18 protein-coding genes and 2 tRNA genes are annotated in these 23,991 nt (G+C 37.0%); 8 read left to right on the forward strand and 12 right to left on the reverse strand.

Annotated elements, in window-relative coordinates:
* Positions 1–630: 630 nt before the first annotated feature.
* Genes SVZ03_05775 through SVZ03_05790 form a run of 4 tightly spaced genes read right to left on the reverse strand, consistent with a single transcriptional unit; the run spans position 631 to position 5,637 of the window.
* The gene (locus SVZ03_05775; GenBank protein ID MDY6933720.1) at positions 631–1,872 is read right to left on the reverse strand and encodes an aldo/keto reductase; all 1,242 of its coding nucleotides are present in this window, start codon (positions 1,870–1,872) and stop codon (positions 631–633) included.
* Complete coding sequence (locus tag SVZ03_05780) at positions 1,841–3,628, reverse strand: 4Fe-4S binding protein (protein MDY6933721.1); 1,788 nt, start codon at positions 3,626–3,628, stop codon at positions 1,841–1,843. Before SVZ03_05780 ends, SVZ03_05775 begins: the two co-directional genes overlap by 32 nt.
* 7 nt (positions 3,629–3,635) lie before the next feature.
* Positions 3,636–4,631 (reverse strand): DUF362 domain-containing protein, encoded by a 996-nt coding sequence (locus SVZ03_05785; protein MDY6933722.1) that lies wholly within the window; start codon positions 4,629–4,631, stop codon positions 3,636–3,638.
* Complete coding sequence (locus SVZ03_05790; protein MDY6933723.1) at positions 4,609–5,637, reverse strand: DUF6599 family protein; 1,029 nt, start codon at positions 5,635–5,637, stop codon at positions 4,609–4,611. Before SVZ03_05790 ends, SVZ03_05785 begins: the two co-directional genes overlap by 23 nt.
* Positions 5,638–5,831: 194 nt before the next feature.
* On the opposite strand from SVZ03_05790, the gene SVZ03_05795 reads away from it, so the two are divergent.
* Both SVZ03_05795 and carA read left to right on the forward strand, forming a co-directional pair.
* Complete coding sequence (locus SVZ03_05795) at positions 5,832–6,296, forward strand: hypothetical protein (protein MDY6933724.1); 465 nt, start codon at positions 5,832–5,834, stop codon at positions 6,294–6,296.
* Between the two features lie 440 nt (positions 6,297–6,736).
* Entirely contained in the window at positions 6,737–7,822 is a 1,086-nt protein-coding gene (gene carA, locus SVZ03_05800; GenBank protein ID MDY6933725.1) for a glutamine-hydrolyzing carbamoyl-phosphate synthase small subunit, read from the forward strand.
* A gap of 84 nt (positions 7,823–7,906) precedes the next feature.
* Here the strand turns inward: carA and SVZ03_05805 are convergent, their stop codons facing one another.
* The gene (locus tag SVZ03_05805) at positions 7,907–8,233 is read right to left on the reverse strand and encodes a hypothetical protein (GenBank protein MDY6933726.1); all 327 of its coding nucleotides are present in this window, start codon (positions 8,231–8,233) and stop codon (positions 7,907–7,909) included.
* A 486-nt stretch (positions 8,234–8,719) separates the two neighbouring features.
* On the opposite strand from SVZ03_05805, the gene SVZ03_05810 reads away from it, so the two are divergent.
* Entirely contained in the window at positions 8,720–9,313 is a 594-nt protein-coding gene (locus SVZ03_05810) for a Maf family protein (GenBank protein MDY6933727.1), read from the forward strand.
* A 177-nt stretch (positions 9,314–9,490) separates the two neighbouring features.
* The gene (locus tag SVZ03_05815; GenBank protein ID MDY6933728.1) at positions 9,491–11,710 is read left to right on the forward strand and encodes a hypothetical protein; all 2,220 of its coding nucleotides are present in this window, start codon (positions 9,491–9,493) and stop codon (positions 11,708–11,710) included.
* A gap of 28 nt (positions 11,711–11,738) precedes the next feature.
* Here the strand turns inward: SVZ03_05815 and SVZ03_05820 are convergent, their stop codons facing one another.
* A complete protein-coding gene (locus tag SVZ03_05820; protein MDY6933729.1) occupies positions 11,739–12,950 on the reverse strand; it encodes a CoA transferase in 1,212 nt (403 codons plus the stop codon).
* A gap of 16 nt (positions 12,951–12,966) precedes the next feature.
* Complete coding sequence (locus tag SVZ03_05825; protein ID MDY6933730.1) at positions 12,967–14,172, reverse strand: CoA transferase; 1,206 nt, start codon at positions 14,170–14,172, stop codon at positions 12,967–12,969.
* Positions 14,173–14,630: 458 nt separating this feature from the next.
* Here SVZ03_05825 and SVZ03_05830 point away from each other — a divergent pair.
* From SVZ03_05830 to SVZ03_05845, 4 genes are all read left to right on the forward strand, one after another.
* Positions 14,631–14,703 (forward strand) — tRNA-Thr (locus tag SVZ03_05830).
* A gap of 4 nt (positions 14,704–14,707) precedes the next feature.
* Positions 14,708–14,789 (forward strand) — tRNA-Tyr (locus SVZ03_05835).
* Positions 14,790–14,957: 168 nt separating this feature from the next.
* Positions 14,958–15,686, forward strand: coding sequence for a HesA/MoeB/ThiF family protein (locus tag SVZ03_05840; GenBank protein MDY6933731.1), 729 nt, complete (start codon positions 14,958–14,960; stop codon positions 15,684–15,686).
* A gap of 34 nt (positions 15,687–15,720) precedes the next feature.
* Complete coding sequence (locus SVZ03_05845; protein MDY6933732.1) at positions 15,721–16,761, forward strand: adenosine kinase; 1,041 nt, start codon at positions 15,721–15,723, stop codon at positions 16,759–16,761.
* Between the two features lie 92 nt (positions 16,762–16,853).
* Here SVZ03_05845 and SVZ03_05850 read toward each other — a convergent pair whose 3' ends face one another.
* The 5 genes from SVZ03_05850 to SVZ03_05870 all read right to left on the reverse strand — a co-directional run bounded on the left by SVZ03_05850 (position 16,854) and on the right by SVZ03_05870 (position 23,983).
* Positions 16,854–17,999, reverse strand: coding sequence for a transglycosylase SLT domain-containing protein (locus SVZ03_05850; GenBank protein ID MDY6933733.1), 1,146 nt, complete (start codon positions 17,997–17,999; stop codon positions 16,854–16,856).
* A gap of 107 nt (positions 18,000–18,106) precedes the next feature.
* Complete coding sequence (locus tag SVZ03_05855) at positions 18,107–18,829, reverse strand: hypothetical protein (GenBank protein ID MDY6933734.1); 723 nt, start codon at positions 18,827–18,829, stop codon at positions 18,107–18,109.
* A 105-nt stretch (positions 18,830–18,934) separates the two neighbouring features.
* Positions 18,935–21,277, reverse strand: a complete 2,343-nt coding sequence (locus tag SVZ03_05860) for a hypothetical protein (protein ID MDY6933735.1) — start codon at positions 21,275–21,277, stop codon at positions 18,935–18,937.
* The gene (locus SVZ03_05865; protein ID MDY6933736.1) at positions 21,274–22,344 is read right to left on the reverse strand and encodes a metallophosphoesterase; all 1,071 of its coding nucleotides are present in this window, start codon (positions 22,342–22,344) and stop codon (positions 21,274–21,276) included. The genes SVZ03_05860 and SVZ03_05865 overlap by 4 nt, the downstream gene beginning before the upstream one ends.
* Positions 22,345–22,726: 382 nt before the next feature.
* Positions 22,727–23,983, reverse strand: a complete 1,257-nt coding sequence (locus SVZ03_05870) for a tetratricopeptide repeat protein (GenBank protein MDY6933737.1) — start codon at positions 23,981–23,983, stop codon at positions 22,727–22,729.
* Between the last annotated feature and the right edge of the window lie 8 nt (positions 23,984–23,991).

Here is a 23,991-nt window from a genome sequence, read left to right on the forward strand (position 1 = left end):
TTCTCTTCTTCTTCTAATCCATCAGCCTTTAGCAGAGTACATAGATTCCCGCATTTGGGACACTCTCGGGTTACACCCGATCCAGTAGATGGTCATCCTGCTGTACAAAAATATTTAAATTCACCAATATCACTCTCATAATCACAATTATCACATTTCATATTCATTTGATTAACCCTTTATTGATCAGTATGGGGAATTGAAGGCTCAATACTTACAATTCCTATAAATTATCAAATAATCCCAACATTATGAAAAACCATATAAATTTTTAGCAATATAGAAGAAAATTATATCGTATCAATTAAGAAAAGGTGTATTTTGTATTATAAAAAATGTAAATATTAAAAAATGTAAGTCAATTAAAAAAAGCATTAAACAACAAAATAATAGCTCGATTCCAAATATTTCTATAACTATCAATTACAGAATATATGTTTTCCATATAGAGAATACTCTAAGTATATCATTTTTCCTATTTCACCCTTGAATATCCAGCAAATCACATCCATTTTACCTTATTAAATGGTGTTTTCTATGATTAGTTATATGTGCAGTATATAATACTCCTTCTATATATTACCTGTGATGATACATGAATGTGACATTAAGGGCTGAGTTATTCTGATATTATGATGCCAGCTTTTCCACTGCTTCAGAAATCATCGACTTAATGGGAATCTTTTGTGGACATTTCGCTTCAGCTTCAGAATAATTGTTATTCATCAGTCCTCTTCGAATTTGAGCTGGAATTTTCGAAAAAAGGATTTTGGCCTTTTCCTGTTCATTATAGCTGTTATAATACATCAGATATCGCATTATATCGCTTATGTAAGGCGCAGCCTCAGACCAGTCGTCACTACAGATATCCGCACATCCAGCACAATAGTGATCGCAGGAAGATTTTGCATAATCCTTTAAAATGTCACGGTCTTTTCGACTAAGTCTCTTTTTATCAATAACCGCAGAGGCATTCGTGGTTATCATCGCAACGCTAGGCATAGTAACACAGGCTGAAGCAATACGACTATCATCCAGCACAACCTTTAACTTCGCCTGACCGTCAGTGTATCCCTTGACCCTGAATTTATTAATGAGCTTTCTATCATCATCAGAACTAATCTTTAGTCCCATAATCTTCATTGCAATAAGCCCAATATCAGCCTTGTGACATGCCTCTATGGCTTCCTGCATTTCAGGGTTTTGCATTAACCGAAAATTATAGCTTGTCATAACAGCATCGATCCAATCCAACTTTGCTACAGCCATTAGGCATTTCGCCATGTTCTTATGAGTGCTTATTCCGAAGTGTCTAATCAGCTTTCTATTCTTTGCGCTAATAACCCACTTCTTCAGATCATCAGTCAGGTCCGCCGGATCACTAAGAGCATGAATCCCATAATATAGATCGATATATTTTGTATTCATTCTTTTTAGAGACGTCTGGAGTCTGTTTTCAACTTCAGATATTGAACTTGCCCCTGAAGCCTTGCTAACTATAAAGATATCATCCCTCCTATCGGGATACTTAGTAAAAAATTTCCCCACCCCAAGCTCGCTGTTACCCCCGGCGTAACCATGGGCAGTATCAATAAAGTTGATCCCCCACTTAAGGGCATTATGAATTACTATCTGGTTCTCAATAAGGTTATACATTATGCCATGTGAAAGACAGGGAACCTTCACATCTGTTTTGCCCAATCTTCGCTTCGGCACCTGGGGGTAACTGCCTTTTGATTCATCTGGATATGCCTGTAGAACGATTTCAGGTTCCTTCTTGCATCCAGCAAGTGCAAAAGTAGAACCTAAACCAAAAGCTCCGATATTTATAATAAAATCCCTACGGTTTACGCCATTCCTTGGATTTTTCATTAGCATCTCCTTCATTTTTTTGTTTAAGCATTAATGACCTCTTTCTGCTTCTCGATTCACCAACACCTGAAACCCTTATTGCCCTCTTGCCGCTGACCGGGCATTCATGCTCGCAAATACCACATCCATTGCAATGTTGGATATCTATATAGGGCCTTTGAAGTCGAACCTGAATTTCAACAAAATTTACATTGACCAGATTGTGCTCTATGCTTTGAGATAAGACAATTCTATTTTTTGTTTTATCAATTATTTTTTTCCGTTTTGTCCCTCTTATTAAACAATAGTAATCCCCTGAAGCGATATTAGATGGTAAATTTGCATCATTTAATACCTCAATACTCCGATTCCCTATTTTTTCTGCAGTGATAACCCCTCCACGAATTGTTGCATATATCTCGTCAGTATATATTGCCTTTGGGCTTACAGGGCAGTTTTCCTGACATACAATACAGGGTATATCCATTGCCCATGGAAGACATCTTCCGCGGTCAATAAAGGCAGTACCTATTCTGATGAAACCTGTTTTTACAAATTTTCCCTTACCATGCTTTTCATCCAAAGTAATCGGTCTAATCGCAGAAGTGGGGCATACCTGTCCACATGAGACACAATTGTATTGGCATCCACTTGATCCAATACGATTATTAAGTACAGGAGTCCAGAGATTTTCGAATCCTCCTTCAATTCCACCGGGTTGAAGGACATTGGTTGGACATACACGTATACACTGACCGCATTTAATGCATCTCCTTACAAATTCTTGCTCCGATAGAGAACCTGGCGGACGAATAATCTTATGATGCCAGTTTTGCTCCAGGCTTCTGCTCAATCTTAAAGCAGGCATTACCAAAAGGCCGGTTCCAAGCGATAAAAGAAATCCCTTGCGTGAAATGCCAAAGGACGAGGTTTCTCCAGCGATTGAAGGCTTTATCTGATATTTGATTACGCCTTCTCCACAATCCTCACGACAATTAAGGCATAAAATACATTCAGTTGTTCTTATTCTACTGTCAGGATTACACCCTCCCTCACAGGAAAGTTCACACTGCTTGCAGTTAATGCAGTTTTTTGTACTCTGTCCAATCCTCCAGATGGAAAACCTGCTAAAGACTCCCAAAAGCGCGCCTAGAGGACATATAAATCTGCAATAAAAACGTGGAATTTTAAGATTCAGGAATAGGGCTGCTAGGAAAATTGAAAATATCATCCATATCTCTTCATAATATCTGCCTGCAATTGAGGTAATATTTATTCTGTTATCCAGAATCGGCAGCAAGACCAGATTGAACGAACGTGTTAAGAGCGGTATTGGATCGAGAAGCCCTGTATGCAAGGTTGAGGTGTGAATAGGGATCAGGGCTGTGATTATAAAGAGTAGAAGAATATAGTACTTAATATTTTGGGTTCTTCTATATCGATTCAGCGAAATCCTTTCTGAGGTAGGAGCATTTCTGTTGCACAGATATCCAATAGATTGATGTATAGAACCAAAGGGACATATCCATCCGCAGAAGAAGCGACCAAAAATAATTGTAAGCACAATAATCCCCAATGACCAGAGTAGAGGCCAGTATAATTTATGGGTTGAAAGAATTGTGCCCAGCGCGACCAGGGGATCTAATTGAAGGAGCCATTCTATAGGCCATCCGCGTATCTGCCAAAATTTCTCTCCCACTGTGCTGACGATACAGAACCAGAGAAAAAGCAGAAAAAAGAATGATTGACTTATCCTTCTTACTGTTATTAGTTTCATAGATGTTTTAGCTTGAATTAACGAATATTGGCTTCAGAGAATGATAATCGGATGTTCCGACTCCAGCCATTTCAGCCTTAATAATATGTGGCAATTCGACTTTACTTAAACCCAAAAGACCAGAGCCAAATGAATCTGCAGCTACCTGATCACAACTTACAATAAGGGTTTCCATTGATTTCAAATCCGAAATTGAACCACCCGTTGGACCGTTATTCATCATAACGTAGGTGCCATCCAACACGACCAAGGTTGGCCGCACTAGCTGTGACAGCTCCGAAATAATTGTGTGAATATCCTGATGAAAGATGTTGCGTCTTCCTCCCAAGAGACCATACCAATTTTTCATAATCATCGAAGCGCCGCTTCTGTGATGTGATTTTATTGGAGCAACACCAATCAGCTTATCGGCCTTGATTAATGGATCAAAAAACACAGGCCATTCGTGGATTAATCTGCCATTTTCAAGACTGGTGTATTTAAAGAAAGCCTCTTTAGGAAGGATGATTTGAGCGCCTGATTCTTGAGCGGCCTTCTCAATGCCACTAAGATAAAAGCAGCTTGCAGGGGCATTAATGGGATTGTCTAAAATGATGACCGCTCTTGCTCTGGCTTTAAAACATAGACGAACAAGCGCTGAGATTAGATGTGGGTGACTCGTTGCGCCCAGCTCAGGTGAGGATGCAAAGGCGACATTAGGTTTTATCGCTACGGTCTCACCCTGTTTCACAAAACGCTCAATACCCCCAAGGAGCTTAATCGCCCTTTCCAACCCATCTCCCCGATTAAAGCCCCTGACAACGCACATCGTCTTTCCACTAATAGGATTTACAGAAAAATTTGGGAGAGTGACAAGATCCTGGTATATTTCATCCCCACTCGGGCCATAGGGATCATATAAAAGGTAAGATGCTGCTCCAGCGAAAGCAATTGATACGCAGGCCTTTAGCGAGCGATTTATAAATTCCCTTCGCAGGATATTATCCCCTTCTCTTTTTACCATCTACCTGATCCGCATCCTTGATTTCTCCCAAAATAATCCTGAGCAATCTTTCAGCCAGCCTTTGGTTGTCTGCTCCATGTACACCAATCACAAAATTTCTATAGATACTAATAGTTTCAAATGATCCATATATATCAATTATTTTAGAACCTTTAATATCATTCGCCCTTAGAGGAACACCCCCGTTGTCAATTAGAAATTTGTAGTATCCATCCGCTAAATCAGCGGCCTCCTTATGGCTATCCCTAATACTGAAAAAAACCGTTGTTGTAGAGTCATCAAGCCTGTAACTTGCGGAAAAGACATTGGTAAATTTATTATAACCAAAGGCATCCTTCAGAAATAATCTCTCACTCCCTGGGATGAGATAATCCTTGTCAAACAGGGTTAGTTCATATATTTCTTCACTACCGGTAGATTTTAGCCTTGACCTAATATTTCTACCCGTTTCAATTATCCCCTGCTTAAGATGATTAGAAATTGATGCACCAATAATCTCAATATAATATCTTCCCTGAATAAAAAAAAGGGCGCTCGATGCCCAGTATGCTTTGCTAAAATTTGCAACCCTCTCTGTATCGATTCTTTTTTGGCGGCTATAGACCGAATATGCATTTTTAATTGTACCCATATCATAGATAAATGCCTCCATCCAAATGTCCTTGGAACTAGCATACATGAATCGTTGAGAGATCATTAGCCTGAATCCAGAGTCTAAATAGAGGGGAGCCTTGCCATTTATCTTCTCATGCAGTGTATTCTGATTATACGCTTCAGGTTCTAATAGAACCTTAAATCCCCTAGCTGTAAGGGTATCCATTTTTAGATTGCCCAGCGATATTAGTGATTCTTTATTATTATTTCCACCTGGTGATATCATGCCAAATTTACTAATATCATAACTGGATTGCCTTGCTATCACTACAACCGCTATAATACCTAAAATGGATAATAGAAAGAAGCTGATGATGGATTCTTGGTTTTGTTTAATATATTTTATCTGCATATTGATATATATATAAATATGAATTAAACACTCTATGTCAATAAAATTGTTTTTTAATTGATATTAATCAAATAATAATTATGCATAATCAAAATTACTAATCATTGTATATTTTTGACAAAAATTGATTTCTACTATAAAAAACAATAACCATATGGGTTTTGAGATAAGATTATATTAGGAGTAATGCTATTATGATAATTAAAATACTTATTCCACTTCTATCCTTTATCCTAGTCCTTTCAATCCATATAGTATTCTCCGTGTGGGATATATCCCAGACAATATTGGAAGTTGATCCATCAATAAGAATCGACTATTTTTCTATCTATGTTTCTACTGTGAGTCAATTTAATGGATTATCCTTAGCCCTTGTATCTGCATTTGCTGCATACTCAATGATTAAGTATATTGAGGCAAGAAAGAAGACCAGGATTAGAGCCATCATAATAGGTATTTCCATTGCTTTCACAATTTATATGACTCTAAGCTTCTTTTTCGGTGTTCTCGGTTCATTCTTTAAAGATATCTTTATTGATGAAATCGGATGGATTTATATACCTATTAAGGAAAGATTATCTTTGCTGATCACCATCATCTCAGTGTTAACTGGGTTCATTTATATTAATAGAAAGACGAGGAACAGTATTGATCCTTAATTCATCTTCCACCATGATATTCTTTTAATAATTTTTCTTCAAAGCTTGGTACTTTATTGCATCAGTTCAGGAAAAAAAGATAGGGAGCATTAGTCTGCGACATGAATTTCATAATTTGTCATTTTACAGTGACTATGATTTTGTCCATCCTGAATTAATTTATATGTTGCAATATAAACCTAATATTACTAAAAGTGACAAAGTGTTTTTTATATGAATTTTGCTATTTCTTGAATTACTTTTTTATATTATATTGATTTATCACTGATAGCAGTTTTACTTCAATCCCTATACAATTGAACAGACTTCTGTCTATAAATCATTAATTTTATAACGAAGAATTATAGTCAGATTATATATATTTGAATGTCAGTGATTGACTATTATACGACTCTTCTGTAATATAGACTCATGCAATTAGATCAGAGTGGATGTTAAATATGAGAAAAAAGGCTTATCTTGTTCTTGAAGATGGCGTTGAGTTTGAAGGCACCAGTTTTGGTTTTGAATCAGATAGTATAGGAGAGATCGTCTTCAATACCTCTATGAGCGGATATCAAGAGGTGCTTACAGATCCATCATATAATGGCCAGATCATCGCAATGACCTACCCAATGATAGGGAATTATGGAGTGAATGAAGAGGATGTGGAATCAGACAAAATTCAGGTGGCTGGTTTTGTTGTAAAGGAGTACAGTAAAAGCTATTCAAATTATAGGGCTACAATGTCTCTCGCTGATTATCTTCAGGAATCAGGGATATCAGCGATAGAGGGCGTTGATACACGAAAACTAACCCGTCATATAAGGGATAAGGGTGCACTTAGGGGGGGAATTTTTTTTGATAAATCCTCTGCAATTGACAGACTCCTTTCTCATCCAAAAATGGAGGGCCTTGACCTAGCCAGCGATGTCTCCTGTAAAGAGCCCTATCGATTTGGCAAAATGGATGAGACTAGACCCTTGATTGCTGTTTTTGATTTTGGAGTAAAGAGCAGTATTCTAAAATACCTATACGAATCAGGATTTTCGGTTATGGTATTTCCTGGCAATCATCCTTTAAGTGATGCCCTTAGGGAAAATGTAAAGGGGGTATTCCTATCCAATGGACCAGGGGATCCTGATGCTATTCCCTATGCCAAAAATCTTGTGCGTGATATCTTAAGAGAAGAGATCCCATGCTTTGGAATATGTCTTGGTCATCAGCTTCTATGCCTGGGCTTGAAGGGAAGGACATATAAACTGAAGTTTGGTCACAGGGGGGCAAATCAGCCAGTCAAGAATCTGTTAACTGGAAGGGTTGAAATTACTTCTCAGAATCATGGTTTTGCAGTGGATTATGAATCCTTAAAGAGGAATGGGGATGTTGAAATTACTCATTTAAATCTCAACGATAATACTGTAGAGGGCATTAGACATAAGAGATTAAAGCTCTTTTCGGTACAATATCACCCTGAAGCAAATCCCGGCCCGCATGATTCGATCTATCTCTTTAATCAATTTTACAGGATGATAATTGAAGGATAAACTGATTGTGACCATAGTTTAGAGAAAGGACATTTTTCTACCATTGCTAATGACATACACCCTTTAGTCAGAATCAGATGACTTTTAATACCTTTTCCTCTCCCTGTCATGAGTCAATCTATTCATTATGTATACTGCCAAATAGCCACCAATGAATCCGGCAATTACGTTAACACCGGTCTCATAGACCAGAAATTGCATTATCCTGATTGATACATCAAGCAACAACTTGTCTAGGATAAACCCCCCGATAAGGGCTCCAATTACACCAATAACCATCCCACCGATGTACCCCCCAAAGAGGTCTCTTCTCTTGGCATAATAGAATATCCAAGCTACGATTGCTCCTAATCCCAAATATATTGCTATAGAAAGAAGCTTCGTTATAAAGCCAGAAAATTCATCCGACATCTCAACCTCTAAAAACCAATTAAACCTATACTCTGCTTGATTGGCACATTGTAAAAAAGGCTTTTGCAGGAGTGCTGTCTGCAAAAGCCTTTAACCTGGTTAATTTAACATTGGGAGTGTAATTATCAATCAGTATAATAATCGGTTTTCTAAGGTGTAGCTTTAACATTTTTTTGTTATTTTATACATCTTAAAGCCTATTCGGCTGAGGACAAATCACAAGGGTATAGGATCGATTATGAATACAAGGGCTTGGTCATTGATAGTCTAATTAAAATATGAATAATGCTTTACAAATAATGTCAAACATACATATCTTCATGGAGAGTATTAAAATTTTTGCATTCAGCATTAAGTAGGATTAATTTCATCCTCATCCTCAATGAAAGCAAAAAGGCTTGAGCCAGATGCACTATTGGGATGTCTGAACAAAAAGCAGAAGATAATTATTTGAGATTGAAATGCATTTAAATATACAATGATATCATGGTAATAATATTAGGCTCCTCATCTCCTCGAAGAAAAAGTATTTTGCATACTATCATTGAAGACTTCGAGATTCGCATACCTCATGCATATGAAGAGATAAGGGAAGAATATGATCCAATCCAATACTCGAAAAGGATATCAAAAGAGAAGGCCGACTCAATCATACACACACTTCCGGATAAGGAAGATCACCTGTTAATCTGCTGTGACACTATTGTAACTGTAAACAATTTAATATTAGGCAAACCCACTGGGCTTACTGATGCAAAGGAAAAATTGCATATGCTAAAGGGGAAAACACACAAGGTGATAAGCAGCATTATCCTAATCCATAAACATAATGATATTATAGAGAATACCGATTTCGAAATTACTCATGTTACCTTTAAGAATCTAAACAATACTGAGATATTAAAATACCTGGATAGCATTAACTATATGGACAAGGCCGGTGGATATGCCATTCAGGATAATGGTGAAATGATTATTGATAGTATAGACGGTTCAATTTCAAATGTGATTGGACTCCCTCTAGGTCTATTTTTTCGGATGCTATCTGAGATGCATCTTACAGAGAAGATATTCCTATAACCAAAGAATGCTTTCAGAAAATACTAGTCTTATACGAAGCATTACTCACATCAGGGTTTCTGACTATTTATTGAACACCTAGAAGAACAGAATATAGTCTCTGAGATTTGAAAATCAATAGTATTAACACCCTATCAATGATCCACGGATGTGGGAATGAGGAAATAAAATACTATAATGTTAAATAAAGGATTATCCAGAATAGACCTATATGTTATTACCCTTTTTTTCGGTTTCTCATCTGCAATTGCACAAGTTTTACTTATCCGAGAACTCCTTACCATATTCAGAGGTAATGAGTTAATCATTGGAATAATATTTGCCGCATGGTTCATTGGAATATATTTAGGAGCTAGATTTAATCCAGAAGGTGAGAGGGTTACACTTGAGAGAAGGGTTGTTCTGTGTCTGATCCTATTTCCTATTCTGCTTCTTTTTTTTATATATCTTCCTCACTTCATCCCATTTGTTATTCCCAGAACTGTAGGCACATTCTACTCCATTACCACAGAATTAATATTATCCCTACTATTTACAATTCCCATAAGTTTTTTGATAGGTTTCTTCTTCCCTCCAGTTGTTTCATTAACATCAGCCGTTGATGGAAAGCTATCCGGTGGAAACATATACTATTTAGAGACCTTAGGAGCATTTGCTGGAGGGATACTCTTCACTGCTATTTTGATTGATTTCTTGAATCCTTTGGGAATAATCTCAATTATAATATCTATATCACATCTTATTTATTTAAAAAAATATAAAAATAGGTTAAACCTCTTTCTATTATTTATTCCCCTCATGCTCCTTCTTATGTCCGAGAGAATTGAAAACTGTATATTTGAATTTGTGTGGGAACGGACACATGAGGGCAACTTAATCCATCATAAAAGGACGAGGTATCAGATACTCTCTTTTGAATCCTATGAAGAAGAGATAAGAATATATGGGGATGGGATATATTATAATTACATACCTGACAGCTACGATGCAAGAGCCATATTTCATCTGATACAGAGCATCAGACATAAAAAAGATGAAAGGCTTCTTGCACTTGGGATTGGATTCGGTTCTCTTCTCAATAATCTTCTTAAGACAGATATTTCATACTTATACTATTTTGAAACAGACCCATGGCTTTGGAGAATCGGAAATCAATATAGACAAAAATACTATAATACAGAGGAGAATGCTAATAAACTTAGGGTGTATCTTCAAGATATCAGATATTTCCTCTCACATACTGATGAAAAATTTGATTTGATCATATGCCTTCCACCCCAGCCCGAGAATGCAATGCTGAACAGATTCTATACAAAGGAATTTTATTCGCTCTGTAATGATCATCTTAAACCAGATGGGATATTTCTAACCTCCATCCATGGATTCACAAACTATATGGGATCAGATCTTACTAGATATATTGCATCAATATATAAAGGCTTCAGGGAAGAATTTCCCTATCATCTTATTTCCTCTGGCGAAAGGATATATCTAATAGGCGCCACTGGAGAGGGGATCATTCCTAATCACTATGATGAGCTGATAACAAATTATAAGAAAAAAAGTTCATTGTATACAAACAATAAATTTGAAATTGAGGTTGTTGAGAATTTTGATCCTGAAGAGCTTAGGATGCTATTCGAAGAGAGTCAGATTGAATATTTTACAAAGCATATGATAGAGAATGTATCCGGGATAGATAAGAATCTCGATTTGAAACCTAAGGCATACTGGAACAAAACAGTATTATCTGCCTTCCAGGAGAAGTCCTTTATTTACAGCATATTGAAGAGACCGTATATTCCCCTATTATTATCAGTATTGCTTATTGCTATTGTTCTTCTAGATATACGAAAGAAGTATACGGGTCAACAGTTTATTAGCGGAATAACAATATTTACAACAGGATTTGTGAGCATCTCGACAATTATTCTTCTAATTATACTATATCAAAACATCTACGGTGTTGTGTATTATAGAATATCTCTAATTAATGCGCTATTCATGCTTGGGCTTACGCTTGGAAGCTACTATGCAAATAAAAAACAAATCAAATCTCTGAATAGAGTATTTATGTTCTTAATTATAACACTCCTTTTAATACTGCTTTATTTTCATACAAAGATTGAATCTATCTTTTGGATTATAATTATCAGCTTCGCTTTCTTCTGTGGCAACGTATTCCCAATGCTCTTTAAACAAATTGGATGCATCAATTATCACACCTCAGCCTCTATTCTCGATTCAATGGATCACTTTGGATCAATCATCGGGTCCCTACTAACCGCAGTTTTTCTCATCCCTATATTCGGAATATCTGGGACAGTCATCTTCAATATAGCGATGTTGTTGGTGATAATGGTACTTTCAAAGTATTGGATAAGTAATTCGACCTAATAAAGATCACTCAACATTCTGGCAAGGATTAACCTATTACTCCATCTTCCCTCAGTTTTAATATCTCATTTTCAGACATACCCAAAAGCTCGCCAAATATATAATTATTATGCTGCCCAAATAATGGGGCATGCTCAAACTTTACTGAAAGGGTTGAATATTTAAAGGGTGGAGCTAAGCAAATCATATCCCCAATTGCTGGATGTGTAACCTTCATGGCAAAATCACGCTCCTTGAGATGAGGATCGCTAAAGAGATCCTGACTATTATATTTTTGTACAGCTGCAACCCCAGCGCTTTGTAATCTCCTCATTGCCTCATAGGGATCATAGATCATTGTCCACTCACTAATGAGTTTATCCAATTCCTCTCGATTGACCAACCTACTCTTAACATCAGAGAATCTATCATCCCTAGTCCACTCCGGATTCCCAATGGCATTACAAAATGACAACCACTCATCCTCGGTTTCTATTGCAATACTGATCCACTTGTTTTCACCTTTGCAGGGATAACAATTATGAGGTGCCATGTGATCGTCCATATTACCCTGCCTGGTCTGCACATTCCCATTCATGAAGTAATCCATGAATAATTCGCCAATGAGCACGCTGCCTGCTTCTGATGAGGATTGATCGATATACTGACCCTCCCCTGTGCTCTTTCTATAATTGAGGGCAGCAAGAATGGCATATACTGATGTCAGACCGCTGAGCAGGTCTATTTCACCCCCAATTGTACTAGGGGGATCATTAGGATGACCCGTCACATTAGATAAGCCGCTCAGAGCGCCAAAGCTGGGTGCATAGCCTGTATAATTCCGCTCTGGCCCCTTTGCGCCACGTGATGAGGAAGCCAGATATATAATGCTTGGATTTAACTCACAAGCAACCTCATATCCAAGCCCAAGTCTATCCATAACCCCTGGGCGCATGTTCTCCATCACAACATCGCACTTCTCTATCAGTCTCTTCGCAATCTCAATTGCCTTTGTATTTTTAAGGTCTAAATTTATGCCTAACTTACTCAAGTTTATATCATTAAAGATTGGCGACATGTTGATGTCTTCCAACATCTGAAGATTTACTAGATCGAATATTCTGATAGTATCCAATCTCCTCTGACTCTCAACCTTGATTACCTCTGCTCCCATGAACCCTAAGAGCATGGTAGCATAGGGCCCTGCCCACATAAATGTAAAATCAAGTACCCTTATCCCATCCAATGGAAATTTATTCATAATAATTACCTCCCCTCTATATAACTCCGGCTTCAGCCATTTCTTTTATCCTGTTTTGTGAATAACCCAGACGTTTACAGAAAATCTCTTCATTGTACTCACCCAAAAGCGGAGCTGGCAGTCTCGCCTTCCATGGTGTCTTGGAAAATCTGCATGGTGATTGAGGATATTTGAACCTCCCAGTCTCTTTTCGATCTATATCTACAAAGAATTCCCTTGCCTTCATCTGCTCAGAATTTGCGACTTCATCTACTGCGCTAACCATGGCAACGGGACAACCATATGCCTGGCCTTGGTGATATATCTCCTCCTTATTGTGATTGAGCATCCACTCCTTAATATATGGCGCAATCTTTTCATAGTTCAGGGCTCGAGAGAACATATTATCCAGGTCCGGATCATTTGCCCACTCAGGATCGCCTAATAACTTGACAAATGAACTCCAATGGTGTTCTTCTGCGTTTGTAAATATCACATAACCATCCTTGCATTGATGCAGCCCGCCCATTCCACCTGAAATCGATGACATTGAAAATTCAGGTCTACCTACATTCGGATAAACGACTGATGTCACCCTTAACAATGCGAGGAGAGCCTCCTGTTTTGAGATATCAATATGCTGTCCCTCTCCTGTCCCTCCTAAGGCAAACTGCGCGCTTAGAGTGGCTGTAGCTGCGCTCAATCCGCATAAGTAGTCGCCAAAAAAACCTCCCCCCTTTGCCGGCTTATAATCGTCAGGCACATCGAGAGGTTTATATAGCAATCCACTTCCAAAGTACATGTTAAGGTCATGGGCTTTATAATCGCTATGTGGTCCATTCTGCCCGAAGGGTGTAATGGATGTCATAATCAAAGAAGGATTTATCTCTTTTAGATTATCATAATCTAATCCAAGTTCCTTCATCATCTTTGGAGGATTGTCCTCAATCAAGATGTCAGTCTCCTTCACCAGTTCCTTGAATACCCCTGCTCCCTCTTCTGTATTTATATTTAGCGTAATACCCAATTTATTGGTATTGAGATATAAGAACAATCCGCTCTTCTCTCTATGAGAGGTATTCTGTAAAAATGGCCCTCTCTTCCTAGCTTTATCCCCCATACCCGGCTCTTCAATCTTGATAACCTCTGCTCCCATATCTCCAAGCAATTTACTGCAATAGGGTCCAGAGATAAGACTACATAACTCAAGTACCTTTAAGCTCCCTAAAGCTTGTCCTGTCATAATATCCCCCCTTTATATTTTAATATCCTCCTAAGATCCTTGTTGTTAATTCAGCATTACAAATGTAAAATGCAATTAAGTTAATTCTGGCTATTTCATATTATAAATTCTGTTTAAAAAGATTATTTAAAAAAGGTTTAAGATAATTTCTTATAGCTCAGTAATAATATCAAGAATAAATTGAGGAATCGATTATATAATACAGTTATTAGGATTTGGATAATAATTTATAGTTAATATGTTTAATAAAATCGGTTTTTGAAAGTCTCGTAAGACTATCCCTTTTAAAATTGTTTGAAGTATTAGCTAATCTATGATATCACTATACTTACAATGTTTTTCATTGTTTATTGAAATAGAGAGTAGTAGATTTATGATTACTGGATAAAACCTAAAAAATTATGTAAAAGATATTGACAAATGAAGATGATATTTATTATCTGAATCCACGTCAAATTGCTGGCGTAGCTCAATCGGTAGAGCAGCTGATTTGTAATCAGCAGGTTGCGGGTTCGAGTCCCATCGCCAGCTAACAGGTGAGGTTCCCGAGCGGCCAAAGGGAGCAGACTGTAAATCTGCCGGCGAAGCCTTCGGAGGTTCGAATCCTCCCCTCACCACTAATAATAATTCTACAAAAGTTATCTATTCGGACCTTGGTTTAGCAATATAAATAAATCCCACCATTTTAGAATTGAATCAGGATTCCAATATCATAATGATTTTAGCTGTATCTTGCCAAAATTGGGATTGTACAGCCTAATTAAACAATATCAAATTATTTAAATATGTTAACTGAAGATGAATATAGGAGATACAAAAGACAATTAAATATATCGAATTGGGGTGAAGAAGCGCAAAACAGGCTGAAAGACTCAACTGTTTTAGTTGCTGGCGCCGGTGGGCTAGGCAGCCCCCTACTCTTCTATTTATCTGTTGCTGGAGTTGGAACCCTGAAGATTTGTGATTATGATAAGATTGAACCTTCAAATCTTAACAGGCAGATCCTCCACTCTGACAAAGATGTTGGGAAATATAAGGTGGACTCTGCTTATGAAACTCTTACAAATGCAAATCCCAATACTAAGGTAATCAAAATATATGATAAAATCTCAAAAGAAAATATCCATGAATTCATTGATAAGGTTGACCTCATTGTAGACTGTCTAGACAACTTTCAAACAAGATTCATCATTAACGAATTATCAGTAAAAAAAACTATACCCCTGATACATGCAGGGGTCTCAGGATTTGTAGGTCAGATCACATTTCTGCAACCTCCTGAAACACCATGCCTTGCATGTTTCTCACCACAGAATTATAAAAAAGAAGAAATCCCGGTCTTAGGAGCCACACCAGGTGTTATTGGTTCGCTTCAGGCGATCGAAGCAATAAAGTATTTGACAGGCATCGGCACTAACCTGAAGAATCGACTCCTATTCTGGGATGGGATAGACATGAGTTTCAGAATCATGAAACTAACAAAGAATAATAAATGCCTTGTATGTCAGCATTGAGTATACTTAATTTTTAGAAGAGAGGTTTATTTCCATGGAATCGATATCGGGAAACGATGCAAAGAATCATCCTAATGTACAAGAGTCAGAGTCTAACTCAGGAAAAGCAGACTATGATGTGGTTGGTATTGGCTCCCCTTTATTGGATTTTACGATTGAAGTGGATAAAGCTGTTTTGGATGAGATTGGCCTAAAGAGGGGACAGATGCATCTTGTTGATGAGAATAGAAGCATGCAGATTCTGCAAAGATTGAATGGTTATCCTATGAAAACAACTCCAGGTGGTAGTTCAGCTAATACCCTGGCGGGAATCGCTAATTTTGGGGGAAGGTGTATTCTATTCGGTAAGGTCGGGAATGATACCCATGGAGAGTTGTATATACGAGAGAATGAGAAGGCTGGTGTGCGCACAAGGCTGAACAAGCATGAAGCAATGACTGGACATGCAATCACATTGATAACCCCTGATTCTGAAAGAACCTTTGCAACACATTTAGGGGCAGCCATTCACTTTGTTAAAGAGGATGTCTTCGAAGATGACATAAAGGGAAGCAAGATATTGCATATAGAGGGGTACCTGTTGGAACTCCCTGAAGTGCGAGAGGCCGTCGTACATGCAATGAGGATTGCGAAAGAGAATAATGTTATAATTTCAATTGACCTTGGCGACGCTAGCCTCGTTGATAGGATTAAGGATGTCTTTAATAGTATAGTTGATGAATTTGCTGATATTGTTTTTGTTAATGAAGATGAAGCAAAGGCATTTACCGGGGTTGAGGAGAAGGAAGCTCTCGATATGATATATTCCATGTGTGATATTGCAGTTGTTAAGTTGGGAGCTGATGGAAGTATGATAAAGCGGGACAATAAAATCTACAATATCTCCGCGAATAGGGTTGGGGTAGTCAACACAAATGGGGCAGGGGATATGTATGCAGCTGGGATACTCTATGGTGTGGCAAATGATCTTCCAATAGATAGGGCGGGCAGGATAGCAAGTTATGCATCATCCCTGGTAGTTTCACAGGTTAGCGCAAGATTAAATAATAAAGTCAATATCGATCAGATAGAATAAAAGTCTGTTATTTAGGGTAAGTTCCTTTTCAATAGAAGGGGACTTCTATTTTCCTTAATAGCTGAACGCTCCCTTAAATTGAAATAATTTCGCTAGATTGGTATATAGAGTGTTAGGCCAGGTTGAATCAGGCGCGGACTCTTAATATCATTGAGGATAATGATCTTCTTTGTCTTAGCCCTGTAGCGTCTTGCAATACGACTGATGCATTCGCCTTTCCGAACTATGTGTTTCCTGATACCCTTGAACCTAACTTTATAAATATTATTCCCATCACTCTCGAGTTTATTCTTTGCGCCAACTGGTAATCTGAGTTCATATTTCCTATAATACGGGGGTGTATGATTCCTCTTTAACTCCGGGTTTAGCCTTCTTATTGTTTCACTAGGAACATTAGCGAGTTTGGATATATGATGGATGCTGACAGGAAAGTCAAGGACAATGGTTTCTGTTTTCATGGTAGGTTTTTTTTCATCACAGTTATCAATATTAAAAAGCCATTGATTTTCATATATGATAGTAATTGCTGTAAAACGCGGGATAAACTCTGCTGTTTCTCGATTCATTGCCCCATGCGCCTTCAATTCCCAGAAATCCTTTGCGCCGCTTCTTAACATAGCCTTTTTAATATAAGAAGCCCCACCATTGTATGCAGCCAGGCTCAGTTCCCATGAATGAAAAATTCTGTAAAGATTTCGAAGATGTCTGATTGCAGCAATTGTGGATTTTTCTATACTTCTCCTTTCATCAACCCACCTATCGGTACGTAAGCCAAGGGAATGCGAGGTTCCCCTGATAAATTGCCATAAGCCAACAGCTTGGCTTCTCGATACGGCATATGGATTAAATCCGCTCTCCAGAATCGGCAGCAATGCTAAATATTTTGGTATATCCTGATTTTTATCGAATATGCTCGTAATTATGCCAAGGTATTCCTTTGATCTCTCAAAGGACCTATCAATGTATCCCCTTTGTTCAGTTAAATATTGTAATAAGAACCTTCGAACTTCCCTTCTTCTGCAAATAGAGAGATCAGCAATAGCCTGAAAAAATGTTTTATTATGCAATGGGGGCAGGAGGATGATATCCCTTGTAGTATCCAAATGGAATGTCTTGCTTAAATTATTCTCTTTAAAATCTTCCGCTTTGAAGAGATCTATTAGGCTCCAGCATGAGACCTCTTTCACTATTCCAATTGTTATAATCGAAGTTATCACAAGTATCAAAATAATTTTCAATAAATTCTTCTTAATCCTTAACATCCTTGATATCTATCTTTTGATAGTATAGAGTAGAAGTGCATTTGTTTAATACCTGAGAAATCAATCATTTCATCAGTTATTGATCAATACTCTTCATATTTTTCGCTCTGTTTTACATAATCTCTTAAATCAAAATCCTCTCCTCTATCCACCTCAAGATATTCATTCATTAAAATAATATACCACATAAGGGTATCATCCTTTGTCTCCAGGGCTATGTAGCTTCTCTTCTCACGCCAATTTTTGATAATAATACCCTTATGAAGTATGGCAATTATATCGCATTCATATTCATGACCAATACCCTTGGACATATAATATTCTAAAATAGCATTTTTCAACTCAGGAAGGGTATAACTAGAATCATAGGCAAAGATAAATGCAGGGATCAAGGGCGATTCCTTCTCTCTGTCTATATATCGGCTCACCTTTTTAGTCTGGACTACCCTATCAAGTACCTCTGGTAAGCCCTTCTTATTGACATTTGGAGATACATGATAAGTGGCATAGGTCAGTTCCGCTGGAACGAAACCACCCATCATATTAACAATATCCCTGAAATATTCCTTATAAACAATAAAATCAACGCCCTTCGGTGAGTAACCGCTAGCATCGATTAGCCTATTTGTATCGATCTTAAGGTGGGAGGGTATCATTTTATTCAATCTTTCAATCAGGTCATTGAAACTGGTTGATTCTTGCTTTTTTGATTTTGTACCCTTGTCGCTTTGACCCTTGGTTGTTTTTCTAGATTTAGCCTTCTTTAATATTTCTTTTTCATGTTTAATGAAATATTCTGCGAACATATATCTCCTCCTTATATTGAAATTATATTTTCAAGCTGATAAAAGTAGTGGAAAACTTTTTCTGCTTCTTGTCAGCAATATCACTCATCATTTTAATTGTATAGACTAATTAAGCCAATTTATGTTAATGAGATTGATCCTTTTTTCGTTTATATCATCACCTAAAATTTCGATAATTTCATTCTTGGAACTGAAGTAGAGAATCTGCCACCCTTCACTTGATATCTTTTTTAGGGTCTCCATCTGTCTTAAAATTCTATCAAAGTCAGACTTTATAAATGGATCATCTAGAATAAATAGACCCTTTTCAGCTTTTAATATCTTTTCTCCCAGCGCCAGTCTTATCGATAAATAGAGTTGGTCATAAGCCCCACCTGAGAGCACATCAGCATTAATTAGTTCATTGGTACTATACCGTACCTTCACCCTTTCATCTTCCTTATCATAGATCACTTCATCGTACAGGCCATTAGTTATTGTTTCAAAGATATTTGACACGGATATGTAAGAATCCTTGGAAAAGAGTTCGAGAACCTTCTCCTTCTCATCCCTCTCTATTTCATCCAATATCTCAACTGCATTTATTATCGACCTTCTTCTCCTATCATTTAAGTTAATGAAATCCCGGAGTCGGTTCTCTATTCCATCAAGATCGCTGAGGGTTTTACAATAATATATCTCACCCCCTGCTACAAGCACATCATTCGCTGTCCTCTCTATCTCTAACATCAGATCTCCCAACCTATCAATCCTTTCTGTTAAACCACTTATCTCCTTCTCCACTCCTCTCAATTTATTCTTAAGCTTAGAATATTTATTTTCATCATATACCCTTCCCTGCCCTCTATCTCTGAATGTCTCCAACTCCTGAATCTTAGATCCCCAAAAACTGATGTTCTCTCTCAAATTTCTCCCCGCTTTACCCAGCAGGCTTTCAAGTTTGGAAAAGAGGTTCTCTTTATCCGATTCAGCAATTCTTTTTAGGGTTAATATTTTTCTATACTCATCAATCGTTCCAATCCGTATTTCTCTTTTGATTGTGTCCAACTTTTCAACTTCCACATCGATTATCCTTTTAAGCTCCTTTAATCTTTCATCCACTTCACTGATATGCCGCTTCTTTATCATTAGAAGGGTTTTGCATTCCTCAAACTCATACTTTTTATTATCTAACACTGCATTAAATCCCTGAATACCTGATATCATCTCTTCAATTGTTGAAGAATTGATGCCTAACTGTACTATATTTAATTTAACATCTTCAAAAGATCTCTTTATTCTCCTTCCCCTTATCTCAATAATCAATTCATATCCCAAAAGCGTAATCGTAATCAATAGAGCTATTATGCCAGGTATATAAAAATAGGCAGAGGGTTTAACAAATATGATGGCCAAGAATAGAATAAAGAATATGGATATGGATAGGATAAGGGTTCTTTTTAGATGAATTTGTAAAGATATATTCGAATGAATCTGCGTGAAGCCGTCTTTAATATCATTTATCCTTGGCTTCTCTTCATCAAGTAGGCTTTTCCTCTTTTCCATGGAAAGGAGTTCATTCGAAATTTCTCTTAGATTTATTTCATTAGTATCAATTTCATAATTTAAGGCATCCTTCTTATTATTGAGTTCAAGTATTTCCCTTTCGCTCCTCATTACCTCCTTTTCGCCATCCTGCCATCTCTGTGCTACATCTTCCTGATAGACATCCATGCCCTTCAGTTCACCTACCCTTTTCTCAAAATTTTTTAATAAATTGCTGCATATTTCGAATCTCTCCCTATTGCGCGCATTTTCATACTCATCAACCTCGTAGTTGAGTTGAATAAATTCTTCCTTTAATCTGTAGAGCCTTATCTCAAGTTTATCATATCCCTCTTCCCTAAGTCTTTTTTTATGCGATTGTATTTTTATGAGCAAGTCCCTCGCTCTATTGAGCCTTGTCCTTAGTTTATGTGTCTTTTCATCATTCTTGTAATCCAGACCATCAGTTAGTCGACCAATCTCTTTAAGGCTCTTTCTTATCCTGCTTATATCTGAGGTTCTTAATCCCACAAGTTTTTCGGTAATAGCTGTATAATAGTCTGCCTCATCAGCGATGGATAGATCGCTATTCCTGATGATAAAGATATTTCTAAAATCGGATGCAGTTAAGGGTATTTGAGCTGATTTTGTTAGAATAGTCAGATCCCCATCTTGGGGAAGTGTGCGAAACCCTTCCTCATTTGTAAAACCGAGAATTATGTAGCCCATTGGATCGCTACTTACTCTATTTAGCTGTTTAAACTGCTTTACATTCTTTCCCAAAAGTAGTCTTATTAGGGCATCAATGGTAAGCGTTTTCCCGCGTTCATTTTTACCGTAAAGGAGATTGAAATCACCTAATAGTATTTTACCAGTTTCGCCAAGGGGGCCATATCTGGTTATACAAAATTCCTTTATCCTCAAACACCAGCCTCCATCATTGATCTTATAAATAATTCTCTTATTACAACCTTTTCCGATTCATCCAAACTCATATTGTTTAACTTTCCATTAAAGCTCTGGTAGATATTGTCCTCCAGTAATCTGCTAATGTCTACATACTCATATGCTGCTTCTACAATATTTCCCATTTCACACCTTAATGATTCGATTCGCTGAGTGAGGTCTTTTTCATCTATTCCATGATCTCTACAATTTATATATCCCTTTATGGTTAACAATATTTTTGAGTTTGATTCAATTTTGCATAACCTCTCTCTTATTATTGACAATGGATCTAGTTCGTCATATGGATTAAGCTCAATTTTTATAATATCATAATAAGGGGTGTCAATATATCTTTCTATTGGGGCTTCACCAGTACTGAATATATTGACTCCTCTCTTACCAGTTTCCCTTCTTGTTATCGAGATGGGCGAACCCGGGTAGACAAAGTATTTCTTTGAGTTATATTTTATGGAATTAAAGGTTGTGTGAAAATGCCCCGCAAGAATATAATCAAAGTTCATATCTCTAAAGTAATCGAGCTTAACAGGCATATATCTCTTATCATCCTCATTGCCGAAGTCTTTTCGTGAATAGAAGCTATCTAACAACTCCCCGTGATATAAGAGAATATTGGTTTTATTTGAATCCAATTTGCTGGAGATGTAATTTAGCTTTGAATAGATTTCCCCTTCACTAATCTCCATAAATGGCAATCCAACTATCCGCACATTACCAAATTCATAGACATCTTCTATTGAGCATATCACCTCTGCATTTTCGCCTAGGTAACTTCCACCCTCAAAGGATTTTGAGTCATGATTTCCTGGGAGAATATATATTCGGTATCTATTACCGGAAAAGAGCTTTCTGATTTTTATTCTCAATTTATTTGCATCGATATCCCGATCAAAGAGATCACCGCTTATGAGTAAAATATCCACTTCTTCTCTATTCCCAAGTTCGATTATCTCAAAGAGTGCTTCCCATCTCTCTTCACTTGTCTCTTGTAGATGTATATCAGCGGTATGTAGAATTTTCATCATATTATCCTGCTAAGCTACCCTTATTATTTGTAGGTGAGAAGGGATTGATGTTATAGGTCTATCATCAATAATCTATATCTGAAATCATCATTAACAATTAGATTACTCTCCTTAATACATTTAATGGCGTTACTGCAAAAAGTCGATTTCTATAATATCGATACTGATTACAGTCAATTACAGGCGATTATAACCAAATATGGAACACAAAATTTTGTCAAAAGTAATTTTTGCAGTAACGCCATTAAATTGTATTTGGGAAATATAATGATAATTAACTCAGAGGTATAACTTTTCAAGTAAAAAAAGTATGGTAGGAGAAAAGGTATCTATTGCTAACTGAGTTATTTATTATGAGTTGTATGAATATTGTTTTATGAATTTATAACTCAGCAACATTTTCAAGCTTAATTTTTCCGCCCCTCTCTAAAAGCAGGTATCTATTGTCTCCAGATACCTCCTCATCCTTTTCATGTGAGATACTCTCCTCTTCAGGCGCGGCGTTGTTTTCTGGTATCTCTTCAGTTTCAGGGGTCTCTTGAACTTTAGGAAGTTTTTTCCTATCAATACGAAGGATAAGCTCTTCAGTGCTCTGCTTTTTCCAATCTCTAGCCCGTGGGGCATACTTGCCATTAGGATAATTGTTCAGATATATCTGGAATTCCTTTGCAGCAAGGTCAAACCTTTTGCTCATAAAGTATGCAAATCCCTTCTTCAACTGTGCATCATGATCCTTATGATAAAAGTTATTGGTCAGCGCCCTATTGAAATAAGTTATAGCCTTATCAAATTTCTTTAACGCAAAATAGCATTCCCCTATCCAGTAAAAGGCGTTCTCGCTTTTCTTATCATAAGAAAAGTTTTTTAATACACGATTAAAAAATGAGATTGCATCATAATATCTTGCTGTTCTAAATGCATTCAGGCCACTCTTATAGGCCTGTTCCTTATATGATCTCTTTACATCCTTAGTGTACTGACTTATTGGCCCATAATACTTTAAGAAATGTTCATATAGGTCATATGCTTTATTATCATGACCCATCCTCTTTATTGCTCTTGCTTTGCCAAGTATTGCGTCTTCATTGCTTCCATTTTCATTGAGGGAGATATCGAACATCTTCTTAGCCTCTGTATATTTTCCTAAATTGAGATATGTATGTCCCAACTCTGAATATACTTTGCTTCTGAAATCCTTATTGAATGACTCATTAAGAAGATCATGCAATTGGTTTATGCCCTCTTCTGAGTATTGTTTAATAATATTGAGATGAGCAAGTCTCACTAATATCTCTTTTTTAAACTGCTTTGTTAGGGTGCCAGCTCTGTTCTTTAAAAGATAGTTATATTTTAAATAAGCAAGACGGTTGAGACCAAGCTTTTCATAACATCTACCAATATAATAGTAGGCATCAGGAATCGCTTTTGATTTTGGATACTTAGCAATTACCTTATTTAATGTATTGATTGCATGATTAACAGAATCCTTATCACCTCTTTCAAATATCAACTTAGCCTCTGTAAGCAATTCTTTAGATTCCCTTTCAGGTTTTACATAATTTTCGTAATAAGCGAATAAGCCTACACCTATTACTACCAATATTATTCCAATTATAAATATCATTGATCTAGATATCATTGACTGAA

Source organism: Spirochaetota bacterium, from assembly GCA_034190085.1.
Classification (GTDB): Bacteria; Spirochaetota; UBA4802; order UBA4802; family JAFGDQ01; genus JAXHTS01.

What these genes read in the sequence shown, in the direction of transcription:
- SVZ03_05810 (MDY6933727.1), top strand. Translation starts at nt 8,720, where the DNA reads ATGGTAATAATATTAGGCTCCTCATCTCCTCGAAGAAAAAGTATTTTG.
- SVZ03_05785 (MDY6933722.1), bottom strand. Translation starts at nt 4,631, where the DNA reads ATGGTAAAAAGAGAAGGGGATAATATCCTGCGAAGGGAATTTATAAAT.
- SVZ03_05780 (MDY6933721.1), bottom strand. Translation starts at nt 3,628, where the DNA reads ATGAAACTAATAACAGTAAGAAGGATAAGTCAATCATTCTTTTTTCTG.
- SVZ03_05865 (MDY6933736.1), bottom strand. Translation starts at nt 22,344, where the DNA reads ATGATGAAAATTCTACATACCGCTGATATACATCTACAAGAGACAAGT.
- SVZ03_05815 (MDY6933728.1), top strand. Translation starts at nt 9,491, where the DNA reads ATGTTAAATAAAGGATTATCCAGAATAGACCTATATGTTATTACCCTT.
- SVZ03_05775 (MDY6933720.1), bottom strand. Translation starts at nt 1,872, where the DNA reads ATGAAAAATCCAAGGAATGGCGTAAACCGTAGGGATTTTATTATAAAT.
- SVZ03_05855 (MDY6933734.1), bottom strand. Translation starts at nt 18,829, where the DNA reads ATGTTCGCAGAATATTTCATTAAACATGAAAAAGAAATATTAAAGAAG.
- SVZ03_05840 (MDY6933731.1), top strand. Translation starts at nt 14,958, where the DNA reads ATGTTAACTGAAGATGAATATAGGAGATACAAAAGACAATTAAATATA.
- SVZ03_05790 (MDY6933723.1), bottom strand. Translation starts at nt 5,637, where the DNA reads ATGCAGATAAAATATATTAAACAAAACCAAGAATCCATCATCAGCTTC.
- SVZ03_05820 (MDY6933729.1), bottom strand. Translation starts at nt 12,950, where the DNA reads ATGAATAAATTTCCATTGGATGGGATAAGGGTACTTGATTTTACATTT.
- carA (MDY6933725.1), top strand. Translation starts at nt 6,737, where the DNA reads ATGAGAAAAAAGGCTTATCTTGTTCTTGAAGATGGCGTTGAGTTTGAA.
- SVZ03_05795 (MDY6933724.1), top strand. Translation starts at nt 5,832, where the DNA reads ATGATAATTAAAATACTTATTCCACTTCTATCCTTTATCCTAGTCCTT.
- SVZ03_05845 (MDY6933732.1), top strand. Translation starts at nt 15,721, where the DNA reads ATGGAATCGATATCGGGAAACGATGCAAAGAATCATCCTAATGTACAA.
- SVZ03_05825 (MDY6933730.1), bottom strand. Translation starts at nt 14,172, where the DNA reads ATGACAGGACAAGCTTTAGGGAGCTTAAAGGTACTTGAGTTATGTAGT.
- SVZ03_05805 (MDY6933726.1), bottom strand. Translation starts at nt 8,233, where the DNA reads ATGTCGGATGAATTTTCTGGCTTTATAACGAAGCTTCTTTCTATAGCA.
- SVZ03_05870 (MDY6933737.1), bottom strand. Translation starts at nt 23,983, where the DNA reads ATGATATCTAGATCAATGATATTTATAATTGGAATAATATTGGTAGTA.